Genomic DNA, 15,837 nt, shown 5'->3' on the forward strand with positions numbered 1-15,837 from the left:
CCAAACTGTCCCGACATTAGCGAAATCGCTGTCCGGGAATTAGCGGAACCCCTGTCCGGCTTTTGCGAAATGCGCAAAAGGCGCACCGCATCGGTAGCGCGCTACGGACCTAGAGATGATGCCGAGGGAATGGACAGGCGAGTGTTTCCGGCACGCCAGCTATCGCTCCAAACCAAGGATGCGGTGGAGCGCATGTGATTCCTTTCGGCGAGAATCGTGATCATCTCGAAATTTGCTTCGGGACCGGGCCGCCATCTATGCGTGACGCGCAGACGATGCTGGATCTCCAGAGCCTGGAAACCAGAGCTGATAGCAGAGGGGCGCGGGATTTGCCCGAGTTTCGCGGGCGGCGATGCTGTACGCGGGGCGCCGTCACCCTCGGCGACGTCGACGTACATCGGTCGCAAGTTCACAACCCGACACTTTGTCAGCTTTGTCGTCTGCGGTACGGGCTCAGTTGGAGCCATGTTGTGTTGTTATGCCTCAGCCTAAATAGCCGAATTCATCAAAATTGTCTTTCTTCGCGCCCTTTTCGCCAATTGGCACGAGCTTTGAGGCTCACATTTGCGAGTTGGCCTGAGGAGCCGGACAGCCACTGCCGAGCATGACCTTAAACGGAGGATCTGCCATGAATACCATCGATCAGCAGACGACACTGGAGCAAGTCGCACGACAGCGCATCAAGGACGCCCTTGCCCTCGAGGGCGACGCCGATCGGCTAACCCACTTCTATCGGGGATGGGCTGGTGCCTACGATGTGGATGTTGGCTGCGAAGGGTACTACGGGCCGATGATCGTGGCGGAACTAGCGGGCGCCGTGCAGGCAGCATATTTGAGCAGCGAGCGAACTGCCATCACCATCCTGGATGCTGGCTGCGGAACAGGCCTTGTCGGCGTGCAACTGGAACGCCTCGGGTTCCGGCTGATCGATGGGTTCGATCTTTCCAAAGAGATGGCCGAAAAGGCGGGGCAAACCCGAGTCTACCGTCATGTCCGAGACTGTGTCGACCTTAACGGGGCACTCTCCGAATATGCCGACGCGGGCTATGATATCACGGTTTGCTGCGGTGTCTTTACGCTTGGGCACGTCAGACCAGAAGGGCTGCGCGAGCTGGCTCGCGTCACGCGCCCGAAAGGATTCATCATTACAAGCATCCGCAAGAGCTATGCGGACGCCGCATTCTTCGACGATCAGGCGCGGCGTTTGCAGGATGAGGGCGTTCTTTTACTGGCGCAGTGTCTAAGCAACGGCAGATACGTCGCCGAGGAACGTGCGGACTATTGGGTCTTTCAAGTGCCCGAGAAGGTCAGCGCGGCAGAGGGACAGGGGTTGTGATCATGCTCCGCCTCGGGAGCGAAACTCGGTTGTGGACGATCTAAAGACGAGGAAGGGTTTCTCCCGGCACTGTGGCGCGTTTCCGTCCTACTTCGCGTCACGATAATCCAAATGGCCGGTAGCAATGCGCCGGCTCCAATCGGCACAACAGGTGTACTAATGTCCAAAGATTTAGTAGCCAGACTAGACGATAAGTTGCGCGCAAAACGCGAAACGTTTGACAAAATACCGGTAGTTGATATCGGCCCGCTTCTCAATGGTACAAACAAACAGGTGGTCGCCAGGGAGATACGGTGGGCGCTTTCCAACACTGGATTTATGTATGTGAAGAACCACGGTGTCCCGCAGGATTTCATACAGTCGGTGTTTGATGTGAGCCGCAGGTTTTTTGATTTGCCATCGTCGCAGAAGTCGTCGCTGCATATTAGCAATTCCGATTCGGCCTTTCGCGGGTACATTGAGCCGTTCGGCGAGAACACCGATCCGGGCAAGACCAAAGACCTCAAGGAGTGCTTCGACTTCGGACCTGAACGTTCGACGTTGGAAGGCCCGTTTTTTGGTCCCAACCAGTGGCCCTCAGATTGGCCCGAGTTTCGGGAGCTGGCATACAGATACCATCAAGAGATGGTGAGCCTCGCGAAAAAACTTTTGCAGGGAATTGCGCTCAGTCTGGGCCTGGCGGAAAGCTATTTCGAGGACCTCATGCGGAACCCGATCAGCATTCAGCGGCTGCTTCACTACCCGCCGCAGAGTGGTTATATTAGCGAAGACATGATCGGAATTGGCGCCCACACTGACTACGGCAATTTGACCATCCTTGCACAGGACGACGTGGGCGGTCTTCAGGTCATGAACCGAGATGGCGATTGGGTACAAGGCACGCCGATCCACGGTACTTTCATAATCAACGTCGGGGACCTGCTTCAGCGGCTCACCAACGGTGTCTATCTGGCGAACCTACATCGCGTGGTGAATAGCTCAGGGCGTGAGCGATACTCAATCCCCTTCTTTATCGACGCTGATTTCGATGCGATCATTGAGCCATTGGCCTCATGTGTCACTGACAGCAACCCTCTGCGCTACCGGCCGGTGACTTGCGGCGAACACAAACTCGGGCGTTTCGCAGCAAGTTATGCTCACTTGGCCAAAGCGTGAGAGAGCGGCAGCCACCTACTCACGTGACACTACACAGCGGGAGTCGAAGCGGCCCAGTCGAACTTCGGAAAACGACGTGGGTGAGACAATACTGTCACGCAACAGTCCCTGGCCGCGCCTTTGAAGCTCAATGTGCGGCCAGCAGCTTCAAAGACAAAAGCGAGTGCGTCGATGGTACCGGTTGCGAAGCTTAGACAAGATGCAGGTCTATATTAAGCGCGTGCTTTTCCGTCGTAAGCGGTGCTCTCAGGCCACGGCCTTTAGCTCGGCCGCCCGGATGTTTGCCCAAGGCAGCAGGTCGTCGATCTGGCTGTTCGGATGGCCGTTGACGATCCTGGTGAGTACGTCGGCGAGATAGCCGAGTGGCTCGACGCCATTGAGTTTGCAGGTTTATGCCGACCGCCGAATTATGCCGAGCGCCTCTTCCGATCATGGCGGTATGAAGCGCTTTGCCCGCCATCTCGACCAAGAACCGCTCGTTGACACTCGGCATAGTTCTCATGCCGCGATAGGAGGCGATGGTGTTGGAGCTTACGCCTCGATGTCGCATGAGCCGATCGGTGAACCACCGCTCGATCAGCACGGCCACATCGTTCGAGGCACTCATGAGCGAACCTCCCACCGCTTATCCAGCAGTCGCGCGGCATGGGTCATTAGCTCCGGCGCGGCGGATAGATACCAGTAGGTGTCGCGAACATTGGCGTGGCCGAGAAAGGTCGAGAGGACCGGCAGTTCCCGCTCGACATCTTCGCCCGCACGATACCAGTTGGTCAGGGCCTGGACGGCGAAACGGTGACGAAGATCGTGAATCCGCGGACCATTGCGCTGCCCCCGCTGCCGCAGACCGATCTGTCGCGACAGCTGCCAGAACACCCGGTGCACGTATTGGTGCAGCAATCTGCCGCCCTGCTCGGCGACAAAGAAATAGGGGCTACGAGGCGCGACGAAATGCGCGTCGCGTCGCGCGGCATAGTCCGACAGCCCGGCGACCGTCGTGGCATGGAGCGGGACCAGCCGCGACTTGCGACTTCGTCTCCCGGATGGTGAGGATACCTTGGTCGAGATCGACGTCGTCTCGGCGCAGGTCGAGCGCTTCGGAATGGCGTAGCCCGGCGACCGCTATCAATCCGAACAGACAATGATATGTCCAGCGACGCAGGGCGTTGGCCGGCGGCAGCGACAGTGCCGCCGCCAGAAGCGCCGTGATCTCAGCATCGTTATAGATGTAGGGCTTTGCACGCCGCGCCGGCGACACAGCGTCTTGAGGTGGCACTTCCGTCATGGGGTCGAAATGAGCGAGGTGCTGAGCGAAGCAGCGCACATCGATCAGGCGGATGGACCAACTCGGTTGTCGGCCGATCAACGTCACCCACTTCATTGCCAGCGCCGTGGTGACGGTCTCGGCGCCGCGAGCCTCCATGAAGGTGACGAAATCCGACAACCGTCGAGCGGGGCCATGATACTTGTATCCCAATCCCTGGCGCATGCCCACATAGCGCTCGAGCGCTGTTCGAAGACGGCTCATTGGACACCTCCCGGCCAGGGCAGGCTCAGTTCGCGCAGCTTCTCGATATCGAGCTTGGCATAGATCCTTGTGCTGTCGATGCTCCGGTGACGAAGCAGCTGGCCGATCCCGGCAAAGCTGGCCCCCGACCGCAGCAGGTCGGTCGCAAGGCTGTGGCGGAGGAGGTGCGCGCCGTGGTGCGCATAGCCGTGAATACCCGCCCGCTCGAGGGCCTCCTTCGCGATCATCGTGATGGCGCAGCCTGAGGCAAAGCCGACGTGCGGAGCAAGCATTCGCAGAAATAACCGGCGACACGGTGAAACCGATCGCCCATGCCGGATGTAGGCGACGATAGCTGCACCGACGTCGTGGCGTAGCGGCATCATCGCTTGCCGCCGTCCCTTGCCATGGACGAGGACACTGCCCGACTGCCAATCGATATCGTCAAGACTGAGCGCGGCAACCTCGCTGGCGCGCAAGCCCAGCTTGGCCAGCGCCATCAAAACCGCATAGTCGCGAAGCCCCATTGCCGTGGTCCGATCGCAGGCATCGAGAACCACCTGAACCTTCTGTGGTGGCAGGAAGGTTGGTAGGCCAGCAAGCCGCCAGCGACGGATCGACGGCACACAATCGGCCAAGGCCACCGAAATGAAGCCCTTCAGATGCAAATAGCGCAGGAAGGCGCGCACCACCCCGCACATCGCCTTGCCGCTGTCGGCGGAGCCATCGAGAGCATGTCGCTCGACATAACCGATGACGATCTCCGGGGTGAGCGCTGCAAACCCATCTGCGCCAGCCGGACAGACCTCCTGCAGAAATCGGCGTGAGAGCAGCTTGTGGCTTTCCACCGTCGAGGCGGCGAGCCCTCTCTCATTCGTGAGGTAAGCCGCGAACACATCAACAATCTGCCCGTACTCCGTGCGCTCAATCGGAAGGGCGGTTGGTATCAAACCTTCTTGCCGTAACGCGGCAAGCAACCGCCGGAGCGCCGATCGGTCGCCCGAATCGATGCTCCAGTGTTTGGAACGGTGCTCAAGAAACCGCTCAACATGAACTTCGCTTAAATCCTGGAGATCGTGCCCGTTGCCGACATGCCAGTCCCTCAGCTCACGAAATAGGCTTAGCGATCGCCAGGTGCATTGCCGACCGAAGCCTTCGTCCGACAATCTGCCCGCATAAACGCGTGCAAAATCGCCATATGGCCCGTGGGTCAGCTTCCGATACAGTGTACTGCGTTGCAGATAGTCACTTGCGTTCATGTGTCCTCTCCTTCGCGTCAATTGCGACGGAGAGAGCCTAAGCTATGCCGATCCAGCTACCGCTACGTTGAGGAAAGTGTTGGTAAAAACTTGCTCACTCGGCATAGTTCGGCGGTCGGCATAAACCTGCTTATGCCGCGCGCGGCATAAGCAGGTTTCGATCAGCGACGCAATGACCGCCCAGTGCTCGGCGCCGCCGTCCGAGCCGGCGAAGAGTGCGTTCTTGCGGTTGAGCGCGCGCGGGCGGATAGATGACTCAACGATGTTGCTGTCGATCTCGATGCGTCGTCTAGGAAGCGGGTCAGCCCTTCCCAACGCGAGAGAGTGTAGCGGATCGCCTCGGCGAGCTTTGTCTTCTGGCTGATCAGACCGAGCTTCTCGCGCATCCAAGGTTCGAGATCGGCGACAATAGCGCGGCTATTTTCCCGGCGCATCACGCCGCGCTCGTCAGCCGATCGGCCGCGGATGGCGTCCTCGATCTTGTAGAGTTCGGCGATCAGTCTCAGCGCCTCGCTGGCGATCGGCGCGGGACCGGCTGCTGCCTGTTCATAAAAGCGCCGACGGACATGCGCCCAGCAGAAGGCAAGCGTGACGCCGCTTTTGTCGGCCAGTACGCGATAGCCGCCATAGCCGTCGACCTGCAAGATCCCGGTGAAGCCTGCGAGATGAGCGACGGGCCGTTCGGCCTTGCGGTCCGGCGCATAGACATAGGCGACGCCAGGTGGGTCGCTCCCCTGCCATGGTCGATCATCGCGGGCGTAAGCCCAGAGCTGCCCGGTCTTGGTCTTGCCGCGGCCGGGATCGAGCACCGGCGCGGTCGTCTCGTCGGCGAAGAGTTTTGGCGAGGACTTCAGCTTCCCAAGCAGCCGCTCATGCACCGGACGCAGGCGCCAGGCGGCGCGGCCGACCCAGTCGGCGAGCGTGGAGCGATCGAGACTGATGCCCTGCCGGGCGTAGATCTGCGCCTGACGATAGAGCGCAGATGATCGGCATATTTGGAGACTAGAACCTGGGCGACCGTTGCCTCGGTGGGCAGACCGCCCTCGATCAGCCGGGCCGGCGCCGGAGCCTGAACGACCACGTCCTCACAGGCGCGGCAAGCATATTTGGGCCGGCGCACGACGATCACGCAGTTGCGCCGGCACGATGTCGAGCCGTTCGCTGACGTCTTCGCCGATCCGATGAATTCCGTTGCGGCAGCATGGGCAGGCATGGTCCTCGATGTCGACGACCATTTCGATGTGCGGCAGATGGGGTGGCAACGCGCCGCGGTTCGCCCTGCGCTTGGCGACACGCGCCTGACGTTCGCCATGAGCGCTCTGTGCCTGCTCTTCGTCACCGGCGGCCTCGATCTGTTCAGCCTCTTAGAGTCCCAGCAGCAATTGATCCTCGGGGAGCGTCTCAGCACGACGGCCGAAGCGGTGGCGCTGCAATTCCTTGATGTCTGGTGAAGGCGGGCTTTCTCGACGTCGCGCGCCAGGACCATCGCCTTCAGCGCGTCCGGATCGTCGGGAAGCTGGTCAGCAGGCATCGCCATGACAGGATCAGACCATATTCGCCGACAGCCCGCGACAGCGGAATCCAAGCTGATTCACTTCGTCGCGGGTCAGCCCGCCTGAACCGGAACGCGGGTCCGGCGCCTCGTGAAACCCGCCGCCAGTCAAGCCCTTCCAATAGCGCCGAGAGTTTCGCGGCCGTCAGCCGCATCATGCCGTCATGCACTTTCGGCCAGCGGAACTCCCCATCCTCCAAACGCTTGGCATAGTGGCAGACGCCGGTGCCGTCCCAGAAGATCAGCTTGATCCGGTCAGTCCGCTTCGCCCGGAAGACGTAAACGGCCCCGCTGAATGGATCGGCGCCCATCGTCTCTCGCACCAGCGCCGCCAATCCTTCCGCGCCCTCGCGGAAGTCCACCGGCTTCGTCGCCACCATGACCTTGACCGCACCCGTCGGCCCGATCACGACGTCGCCTTCAGCGCGCGGATCACTTGCGGCCACGGTCTTGGTATCGGCGCCCCGGCTAACGCGCATCGCGATGCCGTCAATCTCAAGCTCGATCATGCCGGCATCTCGAGTGGCTTTCCGTTTCCGCTGCTTCGGTGAACGGCTGGCTACAGGTTCCGCCGCCGCCACAACCGCCGGCACAAAAGTAGGAGAATCTTGCTGCACCGAAGCGGCCTGTTTGCGCGCTTCGCGGCGCCAGGCGAAGACCTGCTGGGGCCTAAGGCCATACCGACGGGCGACCTCGGAAATGATTGCGTTCGGCTCCAGCGTCTCCGCGATGATCCGCGCCTTGTCATCCACCGACCAATGACGACGACCGCCAGCACCGTTGATCACCTCGAAACGTCGAAGCTGCCGCTCCGGGTCAAGCGTAAGGTCAAGTCCAGACACAAGCCGATCTCCGATACCAATACAGGATCGGCAACCTCACAGATCGCGACCACTCTCGAAGGGTGGTCCGGAAACACCGCTTACTTTCCGTCTAGCAAGCCTGCTACGCCGGCGGCACTTATGCAGGGGTTTCGCAGCCACTTCCGACGGTATGCTAACCACTTCGATACCTGACTCTCGGCTAGGTGCCACGCGCAACGTCCGCAGCAGAATGAACTGCTCGCTTGCAGACGCGTTGCCACCACTCCTCCGCCTGCCAGATCGATGCACAGGACGTCCAGCAGCGCCATTCGAGATGTCTGCGTCAGGTCTGTCGGATCCGCTACACACGCGTTGGTAGGCAATCTCTTCTTTTGCCTCAGTAATTAGCCGAGAGGCAATCAAAATTCCTTCGTTGCCGCGATTCGGGTGAATCGGCACGATTTTTGAGTTCCTACGAGGCAGTAGGCGCCGCCGACCGGCACCGTCTAAGGTGCAAAGACATGGGCAAATCCCGAACTTCGTAAATACCTCGGAACCATTGGGATTTGAGGAAGACGCTCCCGAAAGCAGTGAAAGTCCAAGTGATCTCTTGCGAAAAGTACTCATCACTCAACAACAGCTCGTGCAGACGAAAGAAATCGGCCATGACCAATACTCACATAAACCAAGATCTGTCTATTTTGACGGATGACGTCGCGTGCGCAAGGCAGCTCAATGCCCGCAACGTAAAAATCCTCAGCACGGGTGGTGATAGGGGGCGCGGGGTATTCGCTGCTCGCGACTTCCTGCCGGGGGAAATTGTTGTCATAGGGCTAATTGACCGCATGGAAACGGTTCGAACGACAAACTCGTTTCAACTTGACTGGAATGTCCATGCTCTCTTTCAAAAGCCGGCTGTCATTGTGAATCATTGTTGTGACCCAAACTTAGCGATTGTGCCTAATCGCTTCGGGGCCTACGACTTCGTCGCGATTCAGCATATCTCCTCTGGCGCCGAAGTGACGTGGAACTACGCTACATCGGAATTCGAGTGCATTGGGGTATCGGTATGTCTTTGTTCGTCGAGAAATTGCCAAGGCTCAGCCGGAGGGTTCTCCATATTGCCTCGCGATCATCCTATGCTCGTGTCCGGATTCTACGCACCATACCTCAAGAAAACCCGAGGCACCTTCCAAGAGAGATAGGGTGGCTTAAAAAAATCGTGGATTCATAGCATCTGGAAGTGAGCAACACCCGATACGACGATGTCCATCGTTAGCTTGTGGTGTTGACCGAAGATGCGGAAGGTCAATCCATCGATTGGACGGTTCACTGTTTGACTGAATCCGACCTCCATGAGGGGCGGTGCAGTATGCCAAAACGTCAAGCAGCAGAACTTGCCAAAACCTCGTTGTCGCCTGGCGCGCCGAGCCCGGAACATTTGAAAAATCAAGCATGGGCGCCAGCCATAAGATTGTCGGCCGCAAGCGACACATGCGGTCGATGCGGGTGGTCAACCTCACCACCGCTGACATCTCCGACAATGCCGGGGGATCCTGGACGGCATCCGCAGGTGTTGGGGCTAGAATGAAACATCTGTTCGCTGACAGCGTTGTCGCCCATTGTTTCAGCTTGCGGAGCCTTTACCCTGTGGCTGTCGATCACGCCTGCCGTGGGACGGACCTCGCGTCCGGCCCGATCGCGGTCCAGCATCAGCGCCACCTCGGATGGTTTGGAACAGAAAGCGCCAACTCGCGGAACCGGCCGTAGACCGTCTGCCACGGCCCGAAATGGATCGGCAGCATCCGGCAACCGCAACCGGAGCAGACCTGACCTTGATTCTATCTAGTTTGATTTGTTTCCAGCGTGGGTCGTGCCCCCTGCTGGGCGGGTGAAGCGACGGGCGCTGGCGCGGAGCCTTTGGCATAGCGCAGCGCGAGCGACCGTCGCGGGTTGAAGGTGATGGCGAACTCGGCCGCTGTCTGCCAAGCGATTGGGAGTGCGGCGCGCGGAGTTGTATTCGGCGCGCCACAGGGCGATGGCGACGCGCGCCTGAGCTAGCGAGGTAAACAGCGTCTCGTTGAGCAGTTCATTGCGCAATCGGACGTTGAAGCTCTCGATGCAGCCATTCTGCATCGGCTTGCCGGGCGCAATGCAATGCCTTCGACGCGGTTCTGATCCACACAGGAAAGACTGGCGTTCGAGGTGAACTCGCTGCCATCGTGGCTGACGATCATCATCGGCCGGCCGCGCTCGGTGGATGAGCCGGTACAACTCCCGGGCAACCCGAATGCCCGAGAGAGACGTACCGACGATGAGTACCAAGCACTCTCCGTGCAGTCGTCGACGACGGCCCGGATGCGGAAGCGCCGCCCTTCGGTGAGTTGGTCCGATACGAAAGTCGAGCGAAGCGCTCGTCGGCCCTCCGTTTCACCAGCATCGGCGCGCTGGTCCCAATCGCCCACTTGCGGCCGCCACAGCGGGGAACGACGAGCTTCTGCTCCCGATACACCCGGAACAGCTTTTTGTGGCTCACGACCAGGTCCTCCCGCCTCAGCATCACGAGAAGACGCCGGTAGCCGAACCGGCGACGCTCCTGCGCGATCGCCTTCATCCGCCCGCGAAGCTCGCGGTCGTCCGGCCTGGTGGGCTCGTAGCGAGCCGTCATACGGCAATAGCCGATGACTTACACACCCGCCGTTCGCACTCGTCCCGAAGTCTTCCTTCAGGCGAGCGACAGCTTTCCGCTTGTCCGCGGGCGTCACGATTTCTTTCCCACAAGATCCTTCAACGAGGCAATTGTCGAGCATGGCGTGGGCCAGAGGCGCTTCGTCCTCGAGCGCCCTCAGTCGCCGAGGCTCGGAGACATCCATCCCGCCGAAGCGCGTCTTCCAGTTGTAGATCGAGGCGTCGCTGCCCCGTGCTTGCAGCACAGATCGGCAACCGGCACCCGGCCCCATGTTCTTTCCGAAATTCCGATGATTTCAAAGAAGCGACTAAGCAACGAGCTTCAAACCGAATTTGATCAGAGGGGCAAGCTCAGGACGGGTGGCGCTACGTTTTTCTTGGCGATGGGCCATATGCCCGCGGCTCTGCTTGGTCCAGTGTTCAGAGCTTTAATAAAAATTCCCTCTCTGCAAACCCAATCCCTCGATTCTCCAAACAGACCTCTAGAAGTGTTCAGGTGCTGCTGGGCTATCGCCGTTTGGGGGCGACGACTCTAAACCCGAGGCCGACAGCGGCTAACAAAATGTCGGGTTCAAAACAAACACTGGCAAAAATGTCCGCTTCATTACATCCGCCCTCCTGAGCCACTGGGACGTTTTCGAAGCGTAATTGCGCAGTCAGCGGGCGTTCAGCACGCTGGCACAGCCTTTGCTAATTGAAATGCGGCAAAACTGATTGACGGCTGATCGCATCGAAGCCGCAGGAACGAGCGATGGCCTCCTTTCCGTCGGCCCCGTGCCCCGTCTCTCAGGGAACAGCTTGCCATAAAGCCGCGCAACTTTGGCATGGCGTTGGAAGCAATATGGTGTTGCAGATGGGGTCGCCGGCTCCTTCGATCAAAGTGGAGACTTGGCTGGGCGGCGAGCCCATCGCACACGTCCAGCCCAGCAAACTGTACGTCGTCGAATTTTCGGCAACTGGGACCGAACCATATGCGGCGGCGATGCGCCACCTGATGCAGTTGCAGGAAAGGTTCAAGGACAGTGGACTCGAGACTATCGGAGCCCCAGCGCATGAACGCGTGCTAACGACGGTTGAGGCGGGAGCCAAGCTGGACGCGGTTGACCGAAAAGTGCTTGAACTTGAATTTCCCGATCGCGTTCGACTACACAGGCGAAATGAAAAAGCCTTGGCTGGAGGCCAGCTTTTTTGCCGCAGCTCCGACCTCGTTTGTGACCGATCTAGATGGCCGTACAGCCTTTATCGGTCACCGGACAGAACTCGATGACGTCTTGCCGAGAGTGCTCAGCGGCAGCTGGCGCCCCGAAAGCTGCCAACGCGAACCGGATCGCGGACGGAGAACTCACAGCGAGCGAACAGGCGTTGAACAAGTCAATCAATAAGAGATTTTGGGCGGCAGTGAGGAACCAGGACTGGAATACGGCGCTCTCGGCAGTCCAGGAGGGCACCGCCTTGATGCCCGGCGACATCAATTTCCGCCTGGCTCATGCGCATCTATTGCTTCACAGAATGAAGGATATCCGGACCGGGTTGCCTGTCATACGCCAATTGGCTCGCGACGCCATCGAAAGGAAGTCCGAGCATTGGATGCTGGCAACACTAGACCAACTCTTCGGTCCGGCGCATGATCACTCGCATTTTCCGTCACCTGAGCGTTTCTCGCTCGGCAACGAGCTGGCAGAGCAGCTCCTTGCACTCAATCCACCGCAAGGCGACGGTCACAAGTTCCGGACGTATCCGGCGGTCGCTCGATACTATCACGAGAGCGGCAACCAAGATCGCGCGATCGAGTTGGTCGAGTTCGCATTGAAGTCGCTGGACAGTCCGAAACCTATGCTGGACGAACTGAAACAGCACCTTCTACCGACTTTGCTGCAGGCTTTAGCCAACTACAAGGGTGAGGAGGTTTGTTACGGCAATCTCTGTGCAGCTCCGCAAACCAATTTCCTCAAGAAGGCGCGACCGCGCGGCGGGCCGAGGAGAAAGCGTAAAAAGGATCGATAGCCGACTGGCTTACCGGCCAATTCATTCATGCAAATGGATCCCATCGCAGTGCTGAACGAATTGGCATCAATTACGGTAGGTTTTTATACAAGGATGTTTTCGCGGACGCTTTCGAACCCATAAAATCGTACTGGAACGGGACGAAGGCTCAGCACCTAACGAAGAAAGAGCTTTAGCGAAGATGCTTGCATTTCAATTCGAATTGACTAACGGCAACCAATGGGGGCGCCAGATTGGCCTGGCGCGACGTGCGCATGGCGGTCAGATCAGGCCGTCGGCGCTGATTGAGAATGTTGAGGTTAGTATTGCGGATCCCACGCGACAGGCGGTCAGCCATAAGGTGCCCGCGCATTCGGAGGCAGGAATGCCTCTATTCGTCTGGCGGTCGCTCAGGGCGATGCCCAAGCCGGTGCTCGCTTCGCCGACCGAACGAAGGGGTCGTCTCGACTATGCGCCAGAAGGTGTTCGGGTCAACCCGGGCTGCCGCGCGCGACTCATGGACGGCGCGGTTGGCAGGGTGAACGACGAAAGGGCACTCGCATGAAGCCCTTTGTCGGGAGAGTCGCCTTGGTGACCGGAGCCAGCAGAGGGATTGGGGCGGCAATCGCCGGTAGGCTTGTTAGCGGGGGAGCCAGAGTCTTTGGGGTTCAGCTTGAAGAGACCGGCGATGTAGAAACGATCGTCGCGGATCTTTGCGATCCCGGCGTTTCGGACATGGTGATTGACCATGTCGCTCAAAAGGCCGGCCGCCTAGATATCCTCGTCAACAACGCTGGGCGGATGGTTGAGGCAAAGGTAGATGAGACGGGGCTGGACGAGTGGCAACGCACAATGGCGCTCAATCTTGATGTTCCTTTTCTGCTGATCCGTCGCGCCATGCCTCATCTTCGGAGAAGCCGCGGCTCAATCGTCAATATCGGCTCGATAGAGGGATTGGCCTCCAACCCAGGGCACGCCGCCTATTGTGCCTCGAAGGCAGGCCTGCATGGCCTGACGCGTGCCGTGGCGGTCGATGGGGGGCCAGACGGCGTGCGCTGCAATGGCGTGGCTCCTGGCTGGATTGATACGGATCTTAACGCCAATTTCGTCGCCGCATTGCCGAAGCAGGCGCGAGGAAGGCTGGGTACTATTCATCCGCTGGGACGAACCGGTCGCGTTGAGGAGGTCGCGGCTATGGTCGCATGGATTGCCTCCGACGAGGCTGCATTCGTCACCGGCCAGATCTTTGTCGTGGATGGTGGCCGCACTGCCAAACTAAGTCTTCCATGAAGGTAAGTGGTAGTCAGACCTGGGTCGGCCTCATTCTCCGGCCGGATGATGAGCGACGTCCGGTTTTTTGAGGGCAGTCCCACCTGCGGTTGGCGGATATTGGTGCCTAGTAGGCTGCGACCAATGAGGATGAGAACATCCGTTGGCTGACGAGCGCTCGCCGCACCGGCGTGATCAAGCAAAGGCAAGCAGTGTTCCCGTGCTTTGGTGAACTACGTTTTTAGCAGCGCCTGCACCTCGGCGGGGCGGAGCCTCTTGCCATGGCCTTACAGCCAAGTCTGAAATCGGGCGCAGTACTTGCTTACGCTCCTGGCTGCCGCACAGAACGCAACATCGGAGTCCAAGTCCGTGTTAAGAAAAGCGCTCATCCTGGTAGAAGGTGACAGGGGCAATGGTCCGCTCTGCGTCCAAGCGGCTGAACGTCTCGGGCTTCACCCAATTACCTTGGCGGTAGATCCGGCTCGGTACGGATATGTTGCGGCGGGAAGCATCGAGGCTATTGGCGTTGATACAGCCAATATCGATGCGCTGATCCGCGAGTGTTACGGGCTTCGCAGAAGGTATGACATTGCTGGTATTACTGGATTCGCGAGCGGCGAGTTTTTAGCCTCCGCGACAGTCGGTAAGCTGTGCCGGCACTTCGGTCTACCGGGACCGAGCCCTGTTGCGATTGAACAATGCTCCGACAAATTCACTCAACGTCAGCTTCTCTCGGAGGCCGGCGTGTCAGTACCCGCATATCACATGGCAGCGAACGGGATGGAGGCTGAAAGCTTTGCGAGTGAGATCGGGCTGCCGGTGGTTGTCAAGCCAGCTTTAGGAAGCGGAAGCACCCGTGCTAAATTGTGCAGAAATCTCGAAGAGTTAGCAGCACATACAGTCAGTCTTTTTGGGGCGAAACAGACCGCGCGTACTGCTCAACGGATACTGGTGGAGGATTTCATAAAGGGGCCACAATACAACGTTAACATGATAGGGAATGAATTAATTGGCATTGCCACCGTTGAGTTCTGTCAATGGCCCAGTTTCATCTGTCGTGAGTGGACCTATCCGGCTGTGCTTACTGAAAACGAGCATGAAAAAATTTCCGAGGTTTCGCTGAATTGCTTGCAGGCACTGGGCCTTGGCTGGGGGCCAACGAACATTGAGCTCCGGTTGACGAACCGTGGTCCAGTTGTGATTGGAGTTAGCCCGCATCTTCCAGCTTCGCCGGCTCCTGAATTGGTTCAGCTGGCTTATGGCGTGGATCTCATCACCGAGCACATCAAACTTGTGACCGGCGCCCAACGCAGTTTGCGGAGAAGCCCTACCGATACGGCGGCCGCGCGGTTCCTGATTTCTGATCGCGACGGAACGTTCGATTGGATGGATGGCGACACTCGGGCGGCTGCTGTCTCAGGCGTGTCCGAGGTCGAGTGGTATATCGAACATAAGGCGCGGATCGCCAGGAAAGGCGATTGCCGAGACCGCATTGGACATGTCATTGCCGTTTCACCCAGTCATGCTCAGACCCGGATAATACTTCAGCAGGCCGCAGATTTAATCGATTGGTCGATCACACCGTCTCCCAACCTCGGCGAATAAGAACAATCTGCGGGGCCTTGGTTTTAGTCGTAATAACCTGGAATCCAGTACGGCAACGTAGCGAGAGCATTTGGAGAGGCTGGCCGTGGCGTTCGCCTATCCTCCTGCGTCCGATTGTCGTCAACCTGTGGCGTGCGGTGCCGGATGCCGATGTCAAAGCCTGAACCCAGCTCTCCTGAACCAGAGCGCAACCACCATGCAGTCGTGACCAAGATCGCGGACCTGCCGGCACAAACCATAACCCGTCGGCCCAGCCTCGAAGCAGACGTGCAGTCGATCATACTTTCTTCCCAGCTTCTTGATCGTCCGCTCTATCGCCGCAGGACTATTCTCGACCTCGCCGACGACCCGGACCTCGCCAGTGCGGCCGCCCCCGTGATCGCCACCGCGTGCTTCTTCTTGGCTACATCAAACGCGAACAAATGCTTCGCTATACTCTCCCATGGCTCGCTCTCCGTGCTGGAGGATTGGCTCGGCCCATCCGAGCAACCCTCGTCTCTTAATCGCACGAAAGGGCGGGCCACCGTTCTCCGCCTCGGAACATGACGTCTAGCAAGTGGCTGTTGTCATCATGACGCGAACCGCGTTGGAGTGTGGGAGGGACCGGCCCTGCGTCCTTCAGAGCGGGAAATTGCGCCGTAACGATTGCTTCCAATAGGGGGCCGCCAGCCTAATGTCCGGCC

General features: G+C 59.0%; 13 protein-coding genes and 6 pseudogenes. 10 read left to right on the forward strand and 9 right to left on the reverse strand.

Going from position 1 to position 15,837, the window contains the following annotated elements; genetic code table 11:
• The 3 genes from AC0L2K_RS34000 to AC0L2K_RS34010 all read left to right on the forward strand — a co-directional run.
• A partial coding sequence (locus tag AC0L2K_RS34000; protein WP_473533535.1) for a hypothetical protein occupies nucleotides 1-198 on the forward strand: 198 nt, incomplete at its 5' end.
• Nucleotides 199-628: 430 nt separating this feature from the next.
• On the forward strand, nucleotides 629-1,336 hold the full coding sequence (locus tag AC0L2K_RS34005; protein WP_473533536.1) for a class I SAM-dependent DNA methyltransferase: 708 nt from the start codon (nucleotides 629-631) through the stop codon (nucleotides 1,334-1,336).
• Nucleotides 1,337-1,447: 111 nt separating this feature from the next.
• On the forward strand, nucleotides 1,448-2,491 hold the full coding sequence (locus AC0L2K_RS34010; protein WP_473533537.1) for an isopenicillin N synthase family dioxygenase: 1,044 nt from the start codon (nucleotides 1,448-1,450) through the stop codon (nucleotides 2,489-2,491).
• Between the two features lie 246 nt (nucleotides 2,492-2,737).
• Here AC0L2K_RS34010 and AC0L2K_RS34015 read toward each other — a convergent pair.
• From AC0L2K_RS34015 to tnpA, 7 genes and pseudogenes are all read right to left on the reverse strand, one after another.
• Nucleotides 2,738-2,881, reverse strand: a pseudogene (locus tag AC0L2K_RS34015) (transposase domain-containing protein); the annotation flags it as partial.
• Nucleotides 2,882-3,094: 213 nt separating this feature from the next.
• Complete coding sequence (locus AC0L2K_RS34020) at nucleotides 3,095-3,505, reverse strand: tyrosine-type recombinase/integrase (protein WP_473533545.1); 411 nt, start codon at nucleotides 3,503-3,505, stop codon at nucleotides 3,095-3,097.
• On the reverse strand, nucleotides 3,423-4,016 hold the full coding sequence (locus AC0L2K_RS34025; RefSeq protein ID WP_473533538.1) for a hypothetical protein: 594 nt from the start codon (nucleotides 4,014-4,016) through the stop codon (nucleotides 3,423-3,425). The genes AC0L2K_RS34020 and AC0L2K_RS34025 overlap by 83 nt, the downstream gene beginning before the upstream one ends.
• The gene (locus tag AC0L2K_RS34030; protein WP_473533539.1) at nucleotides 4,013-5,254 is read right to left on the reverse strand and encodes a site-specific integrase; all 1,242 of its coding nucleotides are present in this window, start codon (nucleotides 5,252-5,254) and stop codon (nucleotides 4,013-4,015) included. The genes AC0L2K_RS34025 and AC0L2K_RS34030 overlap by 4 nt, the downstream gene beginning before the upstream one ends.
• 120 nt (nucleotides 5,255-5,374) lie before the next feature.
• Nucleotides 5,375-6,791 (reverse strand): annotated as a pseudogene (gene tnpC / locus AC0L2K_RS34035) (IS66 family transposase); the annotation flags it as partial.
• Nucleotides 6,792-6,889: 98 nt separating this feature from the next.
• Nucleotides 6,890-7,216 (reverse strand): annotated as a pseudogene (tnpB, locus tag AC0L2K_RS34040) (IS66 family insertion sequence element accessory protein TnpB); the annotation flags it as partial.
• A 39-nt stretch (nucleotides 7,217-7,255) separates the two neighbouring features.
• Nucleotides 7,256-7,648 (reverse strand): annotated as a pseudogene (gene tnpA, locus AC0L2K_RS34045) (IS66-like element accessory protein TnpA); the annotation flags it as partial.
• A 626-nt stretch (nucleotides 7,649-8,274) separates the two neighbouring features.
• Between tnpA and AC0L2K_RS34050 the strand changes: the two are divergent.
• The gene (locus AC0L2K_RS34050) at nucleotides 8,275-8,814 is read left to right on the forward strand and encodes an SET domain-containing protein-lysine N-methyltransferase (RefSeq protein WP_473533540.1); all 540 of its coding nucleotides are present in this window, start codon (nucleotides 8,275-8,277) and stop codon (nucleotides 8,812-8,814) included.
• Between the two features lie 403 nt (nucleotides 8,815-9,217).
• Here AC0L2K_RS34050 and AC0L2K_RS34055 read toward each other — a convergent pair.
• Together AC0L2K_RS34055 and AC0L2K_RS34060 are read right to left on the reverse strand one after the other, a co-directional pair.
• Nucleotides 9,218-9,438, reverse strand: a pseudogene (locus AC0L2K_RS34055) (IS5/IS1182 family transposase); the annotation flags it as partial.
• A 12-nt stretch (nucleotides 9,439-9,450) separates the two neighbouring features.
• A pseudogene (locus AC0L2K_RS34060) lies at nucleotides 9,451-10,613 on the reverse strand (IS3 family transposase).
• Nucleotides 10,614-11,412: 799 nt separating this feature from the next.
• Between AC0L2K_RS34060 and AC0L2K_RS34065 the strand changes: the two are divergent.
• The 6 genes from AC0L2K_RS34065 (at nucleotide 11,413) to AC0L2K_RS34090 (ending at nucleotide 15,700) form a co-directional block, all read left to right on the forward strand.
• Nucleotides 11,413-11,679 (forward strand): hypothetical protein, encoded by a 267-nt coding sequence (locus AC0L2K_RS34065; protein ID WP_473533541.1) that lies wholly within the window; start codon nucleotides 11,413-11,415, stop codon nucleotides 11,677-11,679.
• 73 nt (nucleotides 11,680-11,752) lie between these two features.
• Nucleotides 11,753-12,301, forward strand: a complete 549-nt coding sequence (locus tag AC0L2K_RS34070; protein WP_473533542.1) for a hypothetical protein — start codon at nucleotides 11,753-11,755, stop codon at nucleotides 12,299-12,301.
• Nucleotides 12,302-12,665: 364 nt separating this feature from the next.
• A complete protein-coding gene (locus AC0L2K_RS34075) occupies nucleotides 12,666-12,845 on the forward strand; it encodes a hypothetical protein (protein ID WP_473533543.1) in 180 nt (59 codons plus the stop codon).
• 26 nt (nucleotides 12,846-12,871) lie between these two features.
• Entirely contained in the window at nucleotides 12,872-13,570 is a 699-nt protein-coding gene (locus AC0L2K_RS34080) for an SDR family NAD(P)-dependent oxidoreductase (RefSeq protein ID WP_473533546.1), read from the forward strand.
• A gap of 348 nt (nucleotides 13,571-13,918) precedes the next feature.
• On the forward strand, nucleotides 13,919-15,154 hold the full coding sequence (locus AC0L2K_RS34085) for an ATP-grasp domain-containing protein (RefSeq protein WP_473533547.1): 1,236 nt from the start codon (nucleotides 13,919-13,921) through the stop codon (nucleotides 15,152-15,154).
• Nucleotides 15,155-15,358: 204 nt separating this feature from the next.
• Nucleotides 15,359-15,700 (forward strand): hypothetical protein, encoded by a 342-nt coding sequence (locus AC0L2K_RS34090; protein WP_473533544.1) that lies wholly within the window; start codon nucleotides 15,359-15,361, stop codon nucleotides 15,698-15,700.
• The last annotated feature ends 137 nt before the right edge of the window (nucleotides 15,701-15,837 follow it).

The sequence above is a fragment of the Mesorhizobium sp. WSM4817 genome, assembly GCF_055811135.1.